This window comes from Frigidibacter sp. ROC022 (assembly GCF_024723735.1).
Classification (GTDB): Bacteria; Pseudomonadota; Alphaproteobacteria; order Rhodobacterales; family Rhodobacteraceae; genus SLM-1.
In genome coordinates, this window is record NZ_JANQDU010000001.1 from 1,305,933 (window position 1) to 1,321,250 (window position 15,318).

16 protein-coding genes are annotated in these 15,318 nt (G+C 65.8%); 11 read left to right on the forward strand and 5 right to left on the reverse strand.

All coding sequences use genetic code 11. The features are described 5' to 3' along the window. Window positions 1-32 precede the first annotated feature (32 nt). The 7 genes from rplU to NUW50_RS06350 all read left to right on the forward strand — a co-directional run bounded on the left by rplU (window position 33) and on the right by NUW50_RS06350 (window position 5,588). Window positions 33-605, forward strand: coding sequence for a 50S ribosomal protein L21 (rplU, locus tag NUW50_RS06320; RefSeq protein WP_443135083.1), 573 nt, complete (start codon window positions 33-35; stop codon window positions 603-605). Window positions 606-611: 6 nt separating this feature from the next. Further along, on the forward strand, window positions 612-881 hold the full coding sequence (gene rpmA / locus NUW50_RS06325) for a 50S ribosomal protein L27 (RefSeq protein ID WP_258288216.1): 270 nt from the start codon (window positions 612-614) through the stop codon (window positions 879-881). Between the two features lie 110 nt (window positions 882-991). After that, window positions 992-1,528, forward strand: a complete 537-nt coding sequence (locus tag NUW50_RS06330; protein ID WP_258288217.1) for a GNAT family N-acetyltransferase — start codon at window positions 992-994, stop codon at window positions 1,526-1,528. 4 nt (window positions 1,529-1,532) lie between these two features. Beyond that, window positions 1,533-2,057, forward strand: a complete 525-nt coding sequence (locus NUW50_RS06335) for a GNAT family N-acetyltransferase (protein ID WP_258288218.1) — start codon at window positions 1,533-1,535, stop codon at window positions 2,055-2,057. 68 nt (window positions 2,058-2,125) lie between these two features. Further along, a complete protein-coding gene (obgE, locus tag NUW50_RS06340) occupies window positions 2,126-3,169 on the forward strand; it encodes a GTPase ObgE (RefSeq protein WP_258288219.1) in 1,044 nt (347 codons plus the stop codon). Further along, a complete protein-coding gene (proB, locus tag NUW50_RS06345) occupies window positions 3,157-4,260 on the forward strand; it encodes a glutamate 5-kinase (protein WP_258288220.1) in 1,104 nt (367 codons plus the stop codon). The genes obgE and proB overlap by 13 nt, the downstream gene beginning before the upstream one ends. 62 nt (window positions 4,261-4,322) lie before the next feature. Next, window positions 4,323-5,588, forward strand: coding sequence for a glutamate-5-semialdehyde dehydrogenase (locus NUW50_RS06350; RefSeq protein WP_258288221.1), 1,266 nt, complete (start codon window positions 4,323-4,325; stop codon window positions 5,586-5,588). Here NUW50_RS06350 and NUW50_RS06355 read toward each other — a convergent pair. Next, window positions 5,585-6,280 (reverse strand): hypothetical protein, encoded by a 696-nt coding sequence (locus NUW50_RS06355; RefSeq protein ID WP_258288222.1) that lies wholly within the window; start codon window positions 6,278-6,280, stop codon window positions 5,585-5,587. The two genes, NUW50_RS06350 and NUW50_RS06355, sit on opposite strands and share 4 nt — an antisense overlap. A 46-nt stretch (window positions 6,281-6,326) precedes the next feature. Next, window positions 6,327-7,616, reverse strand: a complete 1,290-nt coding sequence (gene serS / locus NUW50_RS06360; RefSeq protein WP_258288223.1) for a serine--tRNA ligase — start codon at window positions 7,614-7,616, stop codon at window positions 6,327-6,329. A 264-nt stretch (window positions 7,617-7,880) separates the two neighbouring features. Between serS and yajC the strand changes: the two genes are divergently transcribed. From yajC to NUW50_RS06375, 3 genes are read left to right on the forward strand one after another with little or no spacing between them, the layout of a single operon-like run. Continuing rightward, window positions 7,881-8,207: a preprotein translocase subunit YajC gene (gene yajC / locus NUW50_RS06365; RefSeq protein ID WP_258288224.1), complete on the forward strand. Its 327-nt coding sequence runs from the start codon at window positions 7,881-7,883 to the stop codon at window positions 8,205-8,207. Window positions 8,208-8,240: 33 nt separating this feature from the next. Beyond that, window positions 8,241-10,874, forward strand: a complete 2,634-nt coding sequence (gene secD / locus NUW50_RS06370) for a protein translocase subunit SecD (protein WP_258288225.1) — start codon at window positions 8,241-8,243, stop codon at window positions 10,872-10,874. Window positions 10,875-10,878: 4 nt separating this feature from the next. After that, window positions 10,879-11,217 carry an Mth938-like domain-containing protein gene (locus NUW50_RS06375; RefSeq protein ID WP_258288226.1) on the forward strand — a complete coding sequence of 113 codons (339 nt, stop codon included), beginning with the start codon at window positions 10,879-10,881 and terminating at the stop codon, window positions 11,215-11,217. Between the two features lie 122 nt (window positions 11,218-11,339). Here NUW50_RS06375 and NUW50_RS06380 read toward each other — a convergent pair whose 3' ends face one another. After that, complete coding sequence (locus NUW50_RS06380; RefSeq protein WP_258288227.1) at window positions 11,340-13,157, reverse strand: extracellular solute-binding protein; 1,818 nt, start codon at window positions 13,155-13,157, stop codon at window positions 11,340-11,342. A gap of 278 nt (window positions 13,158-13,435) precedes the next feature. On the opposite strand from NUW50_RS06380, the gene NUW50_RS06385 reads away from it, so the two are divergent. After that, window positions 13,436-14,209: a 3-hydroxybutyrate dehydrogenase gene (locus NUW50_RS06385; protein ID WP_258288228.1), complete on the forward strand. Its 774-nt coding sequence runs from the start codon at window positions 13,436-13,438 to the stop codon at window positions 14,207-14,209. A gap of 90 nt (window positions 14,210-14,299) precedes the next feature. Here the strand turns inward: NUW50_RS06385 and NUW50_RS06390 are convergent, their stop codons facing one another. Together NUW50_RS06390 and NUW50_RS06395 are read right to left on the reverse strand one after the other, a co-directional pair. Beyond that, a complete protein-coding gene (locus NUW50_RS06390) occupies window positions 14,300-14,488 on the reverse strand; it encodes a hypothetical protein (RefSeq protein ID WP_258288229.1) in 189 nt (62 codons plus the stop codon). 101 nt (window positions 14,489-14,589) lie between these two features. Continuing rightward, window positions 14,590-15,309 carry a DUF502 domain-containing protein gene (locus tag NUW50_RS06395; protein WP_258288230.1) on the reverse strand — a complete coding sequence of 240 codons (720 nt, stop codon included), beginning with the start codon at window positions 15,307-15,309 and terminating at the stop codon, window positions 14,590-14,592. Between the last annotated feature and the right edge of the window lie 9 nt (window positions 15,310-15,318).

Below are 15,318 nucleotides of genomic sequence, written 5' to 3' on the forward strand. Positions count from 1 at the left end.
CACAGGACGCGGAACCGAAAAGGAAGACGAAGATGTTTGCGGTCCTCAAGACCGGAGGCAAGCAGTACCGGGTCGCGTCGGGTGACGTGTTGAAGGTCGAATTGCTTGCCGCCAATGCTGGCGACAAAATCCAGTTCAACGAGATTCTGATGGTCGGCGCCAAGGTCGGCACGCCCTATATCGAGGGCGCCGCGGTGCAGGCCGAGGTGATCGACAACATCAAGGCCGACAAGGTCATCACCTACCACAAGCGCCGCCGCAAGCATTCGTCTCAGCGGACCCGGGGCCACCGGCAGAAGTTGACCCTGGTGCGGGTGACCGACATCCTGGAATCCGGCGCCGAGAAATCGGGCGTGATGGCTGCCACCGGCTCCGCCGCCGCCCGCGTCGCAGCGCATGGCACCAAGGGCGACGCTGCGGCCAAGCCGGCCAAGGCCGCCCCGAAGGCCAAGGCCGCCGCCGAGAAGCCCGCAGCCAAGGCCAAGTCCGAAGCTGCGCCCAAGGCCAAGGCCGCGCCGAAAGCCAAGGCCGCCGATGCTGGCGAAGCCGCGGCCAAGCCCGCGAAGAAGGCGGCGGCCAAGAAGCCCGCCGCGAAGAAGGAGTAATCCGAGATGGCACACAAGAAAGCAGGCGGCTCGTCCCGCAACGGTCGCGACTCGGCCGGTCGGCGCCTCGGCGTCAAGCTCTACGGTGGCGAAGTCGCCAAGCCGGGGATGATCATCGTGCGTCAGCGCGGCACCACCTGGTGGCCGGGCGAAGGTGTCGGCATGGGCAAGGATCATACCCTGTTCGCGACCACCGACGGTCACGTGACCTTCAAGAAGGGCCTCAAGGGCCGTACCTTCATTTCGGTCCTCCCGGCGGTGGAGGCCGCCGAGTAGCCGAAGACCTCAACGAATTGGCAAGGGGGATCGGCGCAGACGCCGGTCCCCCTTTCCGCTTTCCGGGACCGCCAGGTTTCGGCTCCATCATCGTCCGGGAGGAGGCCCAGATGATCATTACCAAGGTTGACCCATTGCCGACGATCGACGCTGGTCGTTTCTTGCTGCGGCCGATGCGAACTTCGGATGCCGGGCTTCTGACGCTCTATGCCGGCGACGAGCGCGTTGCCCGAGGTACCCGCTCGATCCCGCACCCGCTGCCGCCCGGCGCGGTGGAATCCTTCATCGCCCGCGCGATGGGCGAAGCCCCGGCCGAGCAGGTCTGGGTCATGGATGGCAGTGCCAACGACCTGGGCGAGTTGCTGGGGGTGATCTCCCTGCGCGGCATGGACCGCGATCAGTCGGAAATCGGCTATTGGGTGGCGCCGGGGTTCTGGAATGCCGGCTTTGCCTCGGATGCCGTCAAGGCGCTGATTGCCGCCAATCCGCGCGGGGACAAGGCGTTCTTCGCCGAAGTGTTCCAGGACAATCCCGCCTCGGCCCGGGTGCTGACCAATGCCGGCTTCGAATATCTCGGCGATGCCGAGGCCTATTCGGTTGCCCGTGACGCCACGGTCCGCACCTGGACCTATATCCGCAAGCTCTGATGCGATGGCCCGGCCTGTCACATCACCGGCGGAGTTCAGGACCGAAAGGCTGACCCTCCGGCCGCTGGTGGCCGGAGACGCCGCCGCGGTGGCGGAAGGCATCGGCCACTGGGACGTGATCCGCTGGCTGGTCTCGCCGCCCTGGCCCTATCGGCTGGAGGATGCCGAGAGCTTCATCGCCCGGCATGACTCGGACGGCGCCCTTGCCGTGACCGAGGGGGACGGGCCGGTTCTGGGCGTGGTCCATATCGCGCCTTCGGGCGAACTGGGCTACTGGCTGCGGCCCGAGGCGCAGGGCAGGGGGCTGATGACCGAAGCGGCGACGGCGCTGGTCGCGGCGCATTTTGCCGGCTCGGACAGTGACCTGGTTTCGGGCCACCTGCCGGGCAACGAGGCCTCGGCCCGGGTGCTGGCCAAGCTCGGCTTCCGCTATACTGCACCGCGCCGGCAGTTCCACCGCGCCGAAGGCCGCGAGGTAGAGACCCTGCGGATGGCGCTGAGCGCCCGGGACTGGGCCGGCCGACCGTAACGTCTCCCGTCTCGGCGATTGAGTTTCGCCGCCGCCCGCCGTAAGCCGTCCTTGAAAAGGAACTCCGCATGAAATTTCTCGATCTCTGCCGTGTGACCATCCGCTCGGGCGCCGGCGGCAATGGCTGCGTCTCGTTCCGGCGCGAGAAATACATCGAGTTCGGTGGTCCCGACGGCGGCGACGGCGGGGCCGGCGGCGATGTCATCGCCGAGGCGGTGGAGGGGCTGAACACGCTGATCGACTTTCGCTATCAGCGGCATTTCTTTGCCCAGAACGGCCAGGGCGGCATGGGCAGCCAGCGCACCGGCAAGGACGGCAAGGACATCGTGCTGAAGGTTCCGGTGGGGACCGAGGTGCTGGACGAGGATCAGGAAACGGTGATCGCCGATCTGACCGAGGTCGGCCAGCGCGTGGTGCTGGCAAAGGGTGGCAATGGCGGCTGGGGCAACCTGCATTTCAAGTCCGCCACCAACCAGGCCCCCCGTCGCGCCAATCCGGGCCAGGAGGGAGTCGAGCGCGATGTCTGGCTGCGGCTGAAGCTGATCGCCGAAGCCGGGCTGGTCGGCCTTCCCAATGCCGGGAAATCGACCTTTCTGGCGGCGACCTCGAATGCGCGCCCGAAGATCGCCGACTACCCCTTCACCACGCTGGTGCCGAACCTCGGGGTGGTCGGGGTCGATGGGGCGGAATTCGTCGTGGCCGATATTCCGGGCCTGATCGAAGGCGCGTCCGAGGGCCGGGGGCTCGGCGACCAGTTCCTGGGCCATGTCGAGCGCTGTTCGGTCCTGCTGCATCTGGTGGACGGGACTTCGGCCACGATCACAAAGGACTACCGGACGATCCTCGACGAGCTGACCCGCTATGGCGCGGGGCTGGAGGACAAGCCGGCGGTGCTGGTGCTGAACAAGGTCGATGCGCTGGACGACAAGACCCGCAAGGCCAATGTGAAGAAGCTGGAAAAGGCGAGCGGCGGCCCGGTCATGCAGATGTCCGGCGTCACCGGCGAGGGCGTGACCGAGGTGTTGCGCGCCGTGAAGGCGCAGATCGCCGAGGACCGGCTGCGCGCCGCGATCTCCGAGAAACCTGCCGAGGAAGAATCGTGGCGACCCTGACTGAAGCCCGTCGCCTGGTCGTCAAGATCGGCTCGGCCCTGCTGGTGGATCGCGAGGCCGGCTTGAAGACCGGCTGGTTGAAGGGACTGGCGGCAGACGTTGCCGCGATGCGTGGCCGGGGCACGGATGTGATCCTGGTCTCTTCCGGCTCGATCGCACTGGGGCGCCGGGTGCTGGACCTTCCCGCCGGGGCGTTGAGCCTGGAACAGCAGCAGGCCGCCGCCGCGGTCGGGCAGATCAGGCTGGCCCGCGCCTATGAGGAAGCCCTGGCCCCGCATGGCATCACCGCCGGCCAGGTGCTGATGACGCTGGAGGACACCGAGAACCGGCGCCGCTACCTCAACGCCCGCGCCGCCTTCGCGCAGATGCTGAACTTCGGCATCGTGCCGATCGTCAACGAAAACGACACCGTGGCGACCGACGAGATCCGCTTTGGCGACAACGACCGGCTGGCGGCGCAGATCGCGGTGACGGTGGGGGCCGATCAGCTGGTGTTGCTGAGCGACGTGGACGGATTCTACGACAGCAATCCGCAGACCAATCCCGATGCGCATCACTTCGAGATCATCGACAGGATCACGCCGAGGATCGAGGCGATGGCGGGCGAGGGCACGTCGGGCCTGTCGAAAGGCGGGATGAAGACCAAGCTGCTGGCGGCCAAGACCGCCACCGCCGGCGGCTGCGCCATGGTGATCACCCTGGGCGCCACCGAGCGGCCCCTGACCGCGCTGGCCGAGGGCGCCCGCGCCACCTGGTTCACCCCGCAACTCGACCCGCAGCAGGCCCGCAAGCGCTGGATCGCGGCGATGAAGCCGCGCGGCGAGATCGTGATCGACGCCGGTGCGGCGCGGGCCCTGGCCTCGGGCAAATCGCTGTTGCCGGCGGGCGTCACCGGCGTCTCCGGGCGCTTCGGGCGTGGCGATCCGGTGGCGGTGCTGGGCCCGGACGGCGCGATGCTGGCCTGCGGACTGACCCGCTATACCGCCGAGGAGGCCGCGAAGATCAAGGGCCATCGCTCCAGCGATATCGAAGAGGTGCTGGGCTATTCCGGCCGCGCCGCCCTGATCCACCGCGACGACATGGCGGTCTGAGCCTTGCCCGTTCCCTTGCCCCGCCAAACCGCCTAACCTTTGCCTGACCGCAGGAGTTCGTGATGAAAGACGCCGAAGACATCCCCGCCCTGATGGCCGAGATCGGCCGCAAGGCCCGTGACGCCGCCGCCGAACTGGCCTTTGCCAGCCCGGAGCGCAAATCGGAAGCGTTGATGGCGGCCGCGGATGCGGTCTGGGAGCGCCGCGAGGCGATCATCGCGGCCAATGCCGAGGACCTTGCCTTTGCCCGGGCCAAGGATCTGTCTCCGGCGATGCTCGACCGGCTGATGCTGGACGAGACGCGGATTCGCGCCATGGCGGACGGGTTGCGGGCGATCGCCGAACAGGCCGATCCGGTGGGCCAGGTGATCACCGAGTGGGATCGCCCCTCGGGTCTGCATATTCGCCGGGTGCGGACGCCTCTGGGCGTCGTCGGGGTGATCTACGAGAGCCGCCCCAATGTCACCGCCGATGCCGGGGCTCTGTGCCTCAAGGCCGGTAACGCGGTGATCCTGCGCGGCGGTTCGGAAAGCTTCCAGTCCTCGCAGGCGATCCATGCGGCGCTTCTGGCCGGGCTGAATCAGGCCGGCCTGCCCGAAACCGCGATCCAGCTGGTCCCGACCCGCGACCGGGCGGCGGTCAGCGAGATGCTGAAGGCGGTGGAATATATCGACGTGATCGTGCCGCGCGGCGGCAAGGGGCTGGTCGGTCTGGTGCAGCGCGAGGCGCGGGTGCCGGTCTTCGCGCATCTCGAGGGCATCTGCCATGTCTATGTCGATGCCAAGGCCGATCCGGCCATGGCCGAGGCGGTGGTGATCAATGCCAAGACCCGGCGGACCGGCATCTGCGGCGCCGCGGAATGTCTGCTGATCGATCGCGACTATTACGTGAAGAACGGCCCGCATCTGATTGAAAAGCTTATCGAGAAGGGGGTAGAGGTCAGGGCCGATGGCGAGCTGGCCGAACTTCCCGGCACGGTGCAGGCCGAGCCCGGGGATTTCGGCAAGGAGTTCCTCGACGCGATCATCGCGGTGAAGCTGGTGGACGGGGTGGACGCGGCGATCGCCCATATCCGTCGCTATGGCAGCCAGCATACCGACGCCATCGTCACCGCCGACGATGCGGCCGCCGAGCGGTTCTTCACCCGGCTCGATTCGGCGATCCTGATCCGCAACGCCTCGACCCAGTTCGCCGATGGCGCCGAATTCGGCATGGGCGCCGAGATCGGCATCGCCACCGGCAAGATGCATGCAAGGGGTCCGGTCGGGGCCGAGCAGCTGACCAGCTTCAAATATCTGGTCGAGGGCAACGGGACGATCCGTCCCTAGCGGCGTCCGCGCAGCAGCAGCAGCGTCAGCACGGCCAGGGCGGCCAGCCCGGCCGCCCCTGCCACCGGGAGGGCGGTTTCCGCGTTCTTTGCCGCAATCGCCGCCAGCGCCCAGATCAGTGCCGCGCCATAGCCCCAGGACTGCGGCCGGGCCACCAGCACGGCGCCGCCGATCGCCGTCGCCAGGGCGATGCCGACATAGGCCCAGGCGATCTCGCCCGGCCCGATGCCCCAGCCGGCGCCCAGCAGACCCAGCCCGGCGCAGGAGGCCGCCGTCAGCCAGCTGGCATAGAGCCCCAGAGGCATGCCCAGCCACCAGCGGTCGCGAAGCTGCGGCGCCCGCAGCAGGGCCAGCACGGCGGCCAGCAGCATGAGCCAGATCATCGCGGTGGCGAGCACCGGCGAACGTTCGGCCGCCGCCAGCCAGAAGGTGCCGAGACTCAGAGACAGGGCCAATGGCGGGCGGGTCGCCTGCCAGTCGGCATCCCCGGCCCGGCGCAGGACACCGAATCCGGCCATGACGATCAGCCAGAGATAGAGCAGCCCCCAGATCGCGAAGGCCCAGCCGGCGGGCTGCACCGGCGGATCGACCTGCGGAACCGGGTAGAGCTTCGGGTCGATCCCCTGGAACGAGGTGACGAAGAACGGCGACAGCGCGAAGCTGGCGGCGAGGGCAAGGACGAGAAGGGACATGATGCGCATGTCCCTTACTACGCGCCAATCGGCGTCCCGGTTCAGTTCAGGCCAGATATCCGTCCGGTGTCAGCCGGGTCTTGCCGCCGAGATAGGGGTGCAGGGCCTCGGGCAGGTCCACCGAGCCATCCTCCTGCTGGCCGTTCTCCAGCACCGCGATCAGCGTCCGACCGACCGCCAGGCCCGAACCGTTCAGGGTGTGGACGAACTCGGGCTTGCCCGATTCGGTCCGGTAGCGGGCATTCATCCGGCGGGCCTGGAAATCGCCGCAGGTCGAGACCGAGGAAATCTCGCGATAGGTGTTCTGTCCGGGCAGCCAGACCTCGATGTCATGGGTCTTCTGCGCGCCAAAGCCCATGTCGCCGGTGCAGAGCACCACGGTGCGGAACGGCAGGCCCAGACGTTTCAGCACCGCTTCGGCGCATTCGGTCATCCTCTGATGCTCGGCATCCGAGGTTTCCGGGGCGCAGATCGTCACCATCTCGACCTTCTCGAACTGGTGCTGGCGCAGCATTCCGCTGGTGTCCTTGCCGGCCGACCCGGCCTCGGAGCGGAAGCAGAGCGTATGGGCGGTCAGCCGGCGGGGCAGGGACTCGGCGTCGAGAATCTCGCCTGCGACGGTGTTGGTCAGGGTGACTTCGGCCGTCGGGATCAGCCACCAGCCATTGGTGGTCTGATAGCTGTCCTCGGCGAATTTCGGCAGCTGGTTGGTGCCGTACATCGCCTCTTCGCGCACCAGCACCGGGGTGTTGGTCTCGATCAGGCCATGCTCGGTCGTGTGCAGGTCGAGCATGAACTGGGCCAGGGCCCGGTGCAGCCGCGCGACGGCGCCTTGCAGGACCACGAAGCGGGTGCCCGAAAGCTTGGCCGCGGTCGCGAAATCCATGCCGCGCTTGACCGCCGGAATCTCGAAATGCTCCAGCGGCTTGAAGGAGAAGTTGCGCGGTGCGCCCTCGCGCCGGATCTCGACATTGTCGGCCTCGTCCTTGCCGTCGGGGATGTCGTCGCGGGGCAGGTTGGGGATGCCCATCAGCAGGTCGCGCAGCGCCGCGTCGTCGGCCTTGGCCTCTTCGTTCAGCTTCGCGATCTCGGCCTTCTTCGCGCTGACCAGCGCCCGCAGACGTTCGAACTCGGCCTCGTCGCCACGGGCCTTGGCGGCGCCGATTTCCTTCGAGGCGGCGTTCTGTGCCGCCTGCGCGGTCTCGGCCGCGTGGATCTTCGCGCGGCGTGCCTCGTCCAGGGCCAGGATCTCCGACGACAGGCCCGAGACCCCGCGGCGGCCCAGGGCGGCGTCGAAACCGGCGGGGTTGTCGCGAATGGCGCGGATGTCGTGCATGGGATCGGCTCCTCGAATGGCAGGAAAGTGGCGCGGTCATAGAGTATATTCGGGGCAAGGGGAACGGCGAAGGCCATCGCGTGCCGGCAAACCCCTTTTGTTGCCGACATGGCGTCCCCATATGCCCCCGGAGCCTGCGGGTTTCCTGGCGAAATCCGCGCGGCGCCGCGCCTTGCTATCCGCCCCCCCCGGCCTTAGGTTGCGCGCCAATTCGAAATGCCCGTCAAAGCCCCTGGCCGGACGGGCCCGACAACAGGATGACCCATGTTCGCAAGCCCCGCCTATGCTCAGGCCGCCGGAGGTGCCGGTGGCGGTGCCCTGGTGCAATTCGCTCCGCTGATCCTGATCTTCGCGATCATGTATTTCCTGCTGATCCGGCCGCAGCAGAAGAAGGTCAAGGAGCATCAGGCGATGATCAAGGCGCTGCGCCGCGGTGATCAGGTCATCACCCAGGGCGGGATCATCGGCAAGGTCACCAAGGTCACCGAGGGCCAGAACGAGATCGAGGTCGAGATCGCCAGCGGGGTCAAGGTGCGGGTCATGCGGTCGACCATCGCCACAGTCCTGACCAAGACCGAACCCGCGACCTGACGCGAAAGTCCACCCTGACGCGAAAGCGAAACCATGCTGCAAATCGCCCCCTGGAAGCGCATCCTGATCCTTCTGATCACTGCGCTGTTTGTCGGCTCTGCCATCCCGAACCTGTTCTACAACAGGGTCGAGACCCATAACGACGCGATCAAGAAGATCGAGTCCGGAGGCGAGACGCCGCAACTGGTGGCGGCACGGGACGACTGGCCGAGCTGGGCGCCGGACCGGCTGGTGAACCTGGGGCTCGACCTGCGCGGCGGCGCGCATCTTCTGGCCGAGGTGCATCTCTCCGAGGTCTACGAAGACCGGATGAACGGCTACTGGCCCGAAGTCCGTGATGCCCTGCGCGAGCTGCGCGACGAGGTTGGCGGCATTCGCCGGGTCGATTCCAACAGCGGCGATCTGCGGATCAGGCTGGCCAAGCCCGAAGGCATGGCCGCGGCGCTGGAGAAGGTGCGGAGCCTGGCGCAGCCGGTGGCTTCGCTGTCCAATATCGGCGCCAAGGACATCGACGTGAGGGGCGAAGGCGACATCCTGATCGTCTCGCTGTCCGATGCCGAGAAGATGGCGACCGACGACCGGACCATGCAGCAGAGCCTCGAGATCATCCGGCGCCGGGTGGACGAGGTCGGCACCCGCGAGCCGACGATCCAGCGCCAGGGCGACGACCGGATCCTGATCGAGGTTCCCGGCATCGGCTCGGCGGCCGAGCTGAAGGCGATCATCGGCACCACCGCCAAGCTGACCTTCCAGCCGGTGGTCGGGCGCACGACCGACCCCGATGCGGTGCCGGGACCGAACAACGAACTGCTGCCCTCGGCCGATGAGAAGGGCGTCTACTACGTCCTCGAACAGACGGCCGTGGTGACGGGCGACGAGCTGACCGACGCGCAGCCGTCCTTCGACCAGAACGGCCGCCCAGCGGTCAGCTTCACCTTCAACCCGACCGGGGCGCGGAAATTCGGCATCTACACCGCCGAGCATATCGGCGAGCCCTTCGCCATCGTCCTCGACAACCAGGTGATTTCGGCCCCGACGATCCAGAGCGCGATTCCCGGCGGTTCGGGAATCATCACCGGGAACTTCAGCCTGGAGGAATCGACCAACCTGGCGGTCCTGCTGCGGGCCGGCGCCCTGCCGGCGGGGATGACCTTCCTGGAGGAGCGCACCATCGGTCCCGAACTGGGCGCCGATTCGATCGCGGCCGGCAAGCTGGCGGCGATCGTCGGTTCGGTTCTGGTCGTGGTCTTCATGGCGGCGGCCTATGGCCTGTTCGGCTGGTTCGCCAATATCGCCCTGACCGTGAACCTTGCGATGATGTTCGGTGCGCTCAGCATGATCGGCGGCACGCTGACCCTGCCGGGCATCGCCGGGATCGTGCTGACGGTCGGGATGGCGGTGGACGCCAACGTGCTGATCTACGAGCGGATACGCGAGGAGTTGAAGAACACCAAGGGACCGGCACGGGCGATCGAACTGGGCTATGAAAAGGCGCTGTCGGCGATTCTCGACAGCAACATCACCACGCTGATCACCGCGGCGATCCTCTTCGTGCTGGGCACCGGCCCGGTCAAGGGCTTTGCCGTGACCCTGGCGCTCGGCATCCTGACCTCGGTCTTCACCGCCTATTTCGTCACCCGGCTGATGGTCATCAGCTACTTCCACCGGAAACGGCCGAAGAGCGTGCTGCAATGGGGCCTGCGTCTGGTCAAGGACAACACCAACATCGACTTCTTCCGCATCGCCCGGGTGACCTTCGGCGGCTCGGTCGTGCTTCTGATCGCCTCGATCATCGTCACGGTTGCCATGGGGCTGAATTTCGGCATCGACTTCCGCGGCGGGACCACGATCCGCACCGAGAGCACGCAGCAGGTGGATGTCGGCGCCTACCGCGAGGCCCTGACGCCTCTGAAGCTGGGCGATGTCTCGATTGCCGAGGTCTTCGACCCGAGCTTCGGCCCCGATCAGAACGTGGCGCAGATCCGGATTCAGGCGCAGGACGGCGACGAGGCGATCACCAGCGAGACCATCGACAAGGTCGAGGCGGCGTTGCGTGCGGTCGATCCGGACGTGACCTTCCCCTCGGTCGAAAGCGTCGGGCCAAAGGTCTCGAAGGAACTGATCCTGGATGCGATCATGGCGGTTCTGGCCGCAGTGACCGCGATCACCGTCTATATCTGGCTGCGGTTCGAATGGCAGTTCGCCGTCGGTGCCCTGGTCGGGCTCGTCCATGACGTGGGGCTGACGATCGGCCTGTTCTCGCTGTTCCAGATCAAGTTCGACCTCAGCATCATCGCGGCGCTGCTGACCATCGTCGGCTATTCGATCAACGATACCGTGGTGGTCTTCGACCGGGCCCGGGAGAACCTCATCAAGTACAAGCAGCGGGCGCTGCGCGACGTGCTGAACCTCTCGGCCAACGAGACCCTGAGCCGGACCATCATGACCTCGGGCACCACGCTGGTGGCGCTGTTGGCGCTGCTGATCTTCGGCGGGGACGTGATCCGCGGCTTCGTCTTCGCGATCACCTGGGGCATCGTGGTCGGGACCTATTCCTCGATCTACATCTCCAAGAACATCGTGCTGATGCTCGGGGTGAAGCGCGACTGGTCCAAGCCGGTGGCCGAAGGCACGGCCGGAACCCAGTTCAGCACCAAGGAAGGCTGATCCGGTGCGCCTGACCGAGATCGATTTCGGCGGCGCTCTTCCGGTCGATGGCTACGGGCCGGGGTTCTTCCGGATCGGCGGCCAGGTGCATGAGGGCGCGCTGGCGCTGGACCCGGGCGGCCTGCGGGCCTGGGCCGGCTGGGACGACCGGGCCTTTCGGGACATCGACGTGCTGCTGGTCGGCACCGGCGCCGAGATCAGCTATCCGCCCAGGGCCTTTCGCGAGGCGCTGGAGGGGCTGGGGATCGGGGTCGAGTTCATGGCCTCGCCCGCGGCCTGCCGCAGCTACAACATGCTTCTGGCCGAGGGCCGGCGCGTCGGGCTGGCGGTGCTGCCGGTTTGAGGGGGGGGCGGCGAGCACGCACCCTACGAATACTACGAATACCGCAGGGCAGGATGTGGTGCGTCACGCACCATCCGCAAACCACACCGTAGGGTGCGTGCTCGCACGCACCATCGACGCCCCTAATCCTCCCACCACCAGACATCGGGCTGGAAGCCGATCCAGTCGCCATAGGCGGCGATATAGTCGGTGGGATAGTGCAGATGCCGGTCATGCGCGATCCGGCTGGTGGTGGTGAACCAGATCGGGATCACATAGCGTCCCGCCGTCAGCACCCGGTCCAAGGCATGGGCGGCGGCCAGCGATTCCTCGCGGGTCTTGGCCGAGAGCATCGCCTGGATCATCGCTTCGGCGGCCGGAGAGTTCATCCCCATCCAGTTCCGCGTTCCCGGTTCCGTCACGCCTTCCGAGCCCCAGTAGAGCATCTGCTCGTTGCCGGGGCTCAGCGACAGGCCGCGCACGTAATAGGCCATGTCGAAGTCGTAGTTGTTGGTGCGCTCCTTGTATTGCGCCGAATCGACCGTGGTGACGGTGGGGGTGATCCCCATCCGCTTCAGCGCCTCGACATAGATGTCCATGGTCTTCTGGGTCTCGGTGGCGCCCGAGGACAGCAGGATTTCAAAGGTGAAGGGCTCTCCGGCGGCGTTCTTCATCACCCCGTCCTGCACCGTCCAGCCGGCCTGCTCCATCAGGTCCATGGCCTTGGCGATATTGCCCCGGTTGCGAGCGGTCCCGTCACCCTTGGGCAGGGAATAGCCCTCGATCGTGCCGGGCGGCAGCTGGTCGGCGAAGGGTTGCAGCAATTCCAGCACCTTTCCGGTCGCCGGGCCATGGTCCATGCCCAGCACCGAATTGGAGAAATAGCTCTGGATACGCGGGTCGCCCGAGGCATTCAGCGTGTCCGAGATGAACTCGTAGTTGAACGCCAGTATCATCGCCTGCCGCACCCGCCAGTCCTTGAAGATCGGATTGCGGGTGTTCATCACATAGCCCCTGATTCCCGACGGTCGCTTGTGCGGGATCAGCGATTTCACCACCTCGCCCGAGGTGACGCGCGGAAAGTCGTACTGGCTGTCCCATTTCGCGGCATTGCCTTCGCGGAACGAGGTGATTTCGCCGGCCTTGAATGCCTCGAACACCACGTCGCCGTCGCCGAAATAGTCGTAGCGGATCTCGTCCAGGTTATACAGGCCGCGGTTGAACGGCAGATCCTTGCCCCACCAGTCGGGGTTCTTCATCAGCCGGATGTAGCGCCCGGGCTCATAGTCGCCGATCACATAGGGGCCCGAGCCGATCGGCACCGTGCCGAAACCCGATTCGGTGAAGTCCTTGCCTTCCCACTGGGCCTTTTCCAGGATCGGCCGCAGCCCCATGATCAGCGGCAGCTCGTTATCCTCGACATTGAAGGTGAAGCGGATCGAACGGGGGCCTGTGATCTCGGTCTTGGCGACCTTGGCCCAGCTGCCCTGATAGCGGGGATGGCCGATGGTGCCGAGGGTCTCGTAACTCCACTTCACATCTTCGATGGTCACCGGGTTGCCGTCCGAGAATTTCGCCTCGGGCCGCAGGGTGAATTCGACCCATTCCCGATTCGGCCCCACCTCGACCGATTCGGCCAGCAGGCCGTAGAGGGTGAAGGGTTCGTCCCAGTTCCGGCCCATCAGGCTTTCGAAGACATAGACCCCGACGCCGTAGGGGGCCGAGCCTTTCAGGATGTGCGGATTGAGACTGTCGAAACTGCCCGGTTCCCCGAAGATGATCTTGCCACCCTTGGGGGCGTCCGGGTTGACATAGGGAAGAGACACAAAATCCGGTGGCAGGGCCGGCTCTCCATACATAGCTATGCCATGCATGGGTTTCGCTACGGCACCCGTGCCCAATCCAAGGTCGGCCATCAGGGCGGCGGCCAATCCCATGCTACGGAAAAAATCTGGCATCATTTTGGCAACAATCCCCGTATCGCCTGTCGGTGTTGAGGGGAGCGTAAACCCGGATGCCAGCCTTTTCAAACTTTTACACTTTGACTCTCCGGTTCGGGGAGGTATAACTAAGGCACTGCTCGATAGGTTTCTTGCCTGTATGAAACCTGCCTCAATGACTTAACGCCCGCCTTGTGCGGGCGTTTTTTTTTGAGACGCTTCACCTGGTCGCGGGGGGCGGGGCTTTCGGCCATGCTGCGCTGCGGCTACCCTGTGCGGACAGACAGCAGGAGCATCGCATGAGTCTTCAGGGAAAAACCGCCGTCATCACCGGATCGAACTCGGGCATCGGCCTGGGCGTGGCCGAGGCCCTGGCGGGTGCCGGGGCGGACGTGGTGTTGAACTCCTTCACCGACCGGGACGAGGACCACGCGCTGGCCGCCGATTTGGCCGCCCGGCATGGCGTCTCGGCGCGCTACATTGCCGCCGACATGTCGAAGGGCTCCGATTGCCGTTCCCTGATCGAGAAGGCCGGCGCCTGCGACATCCTGGTGAACAATGCCGGCATCCAGCATGTGGCGCCGATCGACAGTTTCCCGACCGAGAAATGGGATGCGATCATCGCCATCAACCTGTCCTCGTCCTTCCACACCACCGCCGCCGCGCTGCCGCTGATGCGGGCCGCGGGTTGGGGCCGGATCGTCAATATCGCCTCGGCGCACGGGCTGACGGCGAGCCCGTTCAAGTCGGCCTATATCGCCGCCAAGCACGGGGTGGTCGGCCTGTCCAAGACCACGGCGCTGGAAACCGCGGAAGAGCCGATCACCTGTAACGCGATCTGTCCGGGCTATGTGCTGACGCCGCTGGTCGAGGCGCAGATCCCAGGCCAAATGGCGGCGCATGACATGGATCGGGATACGGTGGTGCGCGAGGTCATGCTGCAACGCCAGCCCTCGCGCCAGTTCGCCACGGTCGAGCAGATCGGCGGCACTGCGGTGTTCCTCTGCTCGGAGGCAGCCGATCAGATCACCGGCACCACGATCAGCGTCGATGGCGGCTGGACGGCGCTCTAGATTACATCTGAGACCCGGAAACGAAAACGGGACCCGAAAGGGTCCCGAGTCCGTTTGCCTGTTTCGGGCCGGTTGGGCCCGACGTCCGGCTTAGTCCGACGAAGACACCGCAGCGGCGACGAGCAGCAGCAGCATCAGCGGAACGATGACGCCAGCGGCCGACGAGGACGAGGCATCTTCGACGATGACTTGCGGCTCAACGATGACCGGGGCGATACCGCCGGCAACGGCCGGAGCAGCGATGGAGAGGGCGAGGGTAGTGGCAAGGATCTTTTTCATGGTTGTCCCCATAAGGTTCTGTGACACAGCATATTTAGCGCCAGTCTGCGAGAACCGCCCTAGACTCGCGAAGCGATTTCCGTGATGTGGCATAGATGACACTATGGCGTTGCCGAGGAACCGGACCCGTTCCGGCCGTTCGTCTTGCCGCTGGGGTAGACGAGACCCGCCGAGATGATCAGCTTGGCCGCATCCTCGACGCTCATGTCCAGATATTGTACATCCTTTTCAGGGACATAGAGCAAGAATCCCGAAGTCGGGTTCGGTGTGGTCGGCAGGAAGACCGACAGCAGCTTGCCGTCTCCGGGTGTCTTCTCCACCAATTCTCCCTTGGCTTCGGTCGAGATGAAACAGATCGCCCAGATGCCCTTGCGCGGATATTCGATCAGGCAGGCCTTCTCGAACGAACTCTCTGACTGGGCGAAGACGGTCTCGGTGATCTGTTTGAGACCGTTGTAGATCGACCGCACCACCGGCATCCGGTCGACCAGCCGTTCGCCCCAGTGCAGGAATGACCGACCGATCAGCCCCTTGGCCATCCAGCCGACCAGCACGGTGAAGACCAGGAAGATGATGACCCCGAAGCCGCGGAAGTTCAGCGGGAACGAGGGGAAATAGTCGCGAATCAGCACGTCGGGCTGGAACCGCATCGGCACGAAGGGCAGCACCCAGCCGTCGATCCAGCCGACAACCTTCCAGATCAGCCAGATGGTCAGCCCGATCGGGGCGATCACCACAAGTCCGGTCAGGAAGTTGGCCCTCAACCCGCCCAGGAACGAGCGGCGGCGGGGGGACGGCTGATGGATCGGTGGTTGCGACATCAAGGACCC

Excerpts from the sequence above, each read along its gene's own strand:
- rplU (WP_443135083.1), top strand. The coding sequence starts at position 33 with ATGTTTGCGGTCCTCAAGACCGGAGGCAAGCAGTACCGGGTCGCGTCG.
- rpmA (WP_258288216.1), top strand. The coding sequence starts at position 612 with ATGGCACACAAGAAAGCAGGCGGCTCGTCCCGCAACGGTCGCGACTCG.
- NUW50_RS06330 (WP_258288217.1), top strand. The coding sequence starts at position 992 with ATGATCATTACCAAGGTTGACCCATTGCCGACGATCGACGCTGGTCGT.
- NUW50_RS06335 (WP_258288218.1), top strand. The coding sequence starts at position 1,533 with ATGGCCCGGCCTGTCACATCACCGGCGGAGTTCAGGACCGAAAGGCTG.
- obgE (WP_258288219.1), top strand. The coding sequence starts at position 2,126 with ATGAAATTTCTCGATCTCTGCCGTGTGACCATCCGCTCGGGCGCCGGC.
- NUW50_RS06350 (WP_258288221.1), top strand. The coding sequence starts at position 4,323 with ATGAAAGACGCCGAAGACATCCCCGCCCTGATGGCCGAGATCGGCCGC.
- NUW50_RS06355 (WP_258288222.1), bottom strand. The coding sequence starts at position 6,280 with ATGTCCCTTCTCGTCCTTGCCCTCGCCGCCAGCTTCGCGCTGTCGCCG.
- serS (WP_258288223.1), bottom strand. The coding sequence starts at position 7,616 with ATGCACGACATCCGCGCCATTCGCGACAACCCCGCCGGTTTCGACGCC.
- yajC (WP_258288224.1), top strand. The coding sequence starts at position 7,881 with ATGTTCGCAAGCCCCGCCTATGCTCAGGCCGCCGGAGGTGCCGGTGGC.
- secD (WP_258288225.1), top strand. The coding sequence starts at position 8,241 with ATGCTGCAAATCGCCCCCTGGAAGCGCATCCTGATCCTTCTGATCACT.
- NUW50_RS06380 (WP_258288227.1), bottom strand. The coding sequence starts at position 13,157 with ATGATGCCAGATTTTTTCCGTAGCATGGGATTGGCCGCCGCCCTGATG.
- NUW50_RS06385 (WP_258288228.1), top strand. The coding sequence starts at position 13,436 with ATGAGTCTTCAGGGAAAAACCGCCGTCATCACCGGATCGAACTCGGGC.
- NUW50_RS06390 (WP_258288229.1), bottom strand. The coding sequence starts at position 14,488 with ATGAAAAAGATCCTTGCCACTACCCTCGCCCTCTCCATCGCTGCTCCG.
- NUW50_RS06395 (WP_258288230.1), bottom strand. The coding sequence starts at position 15,309 with ATGTCGCAACCACCGATCCATCAGCCGTCCCCCCGCCGCCGCTCGTTC.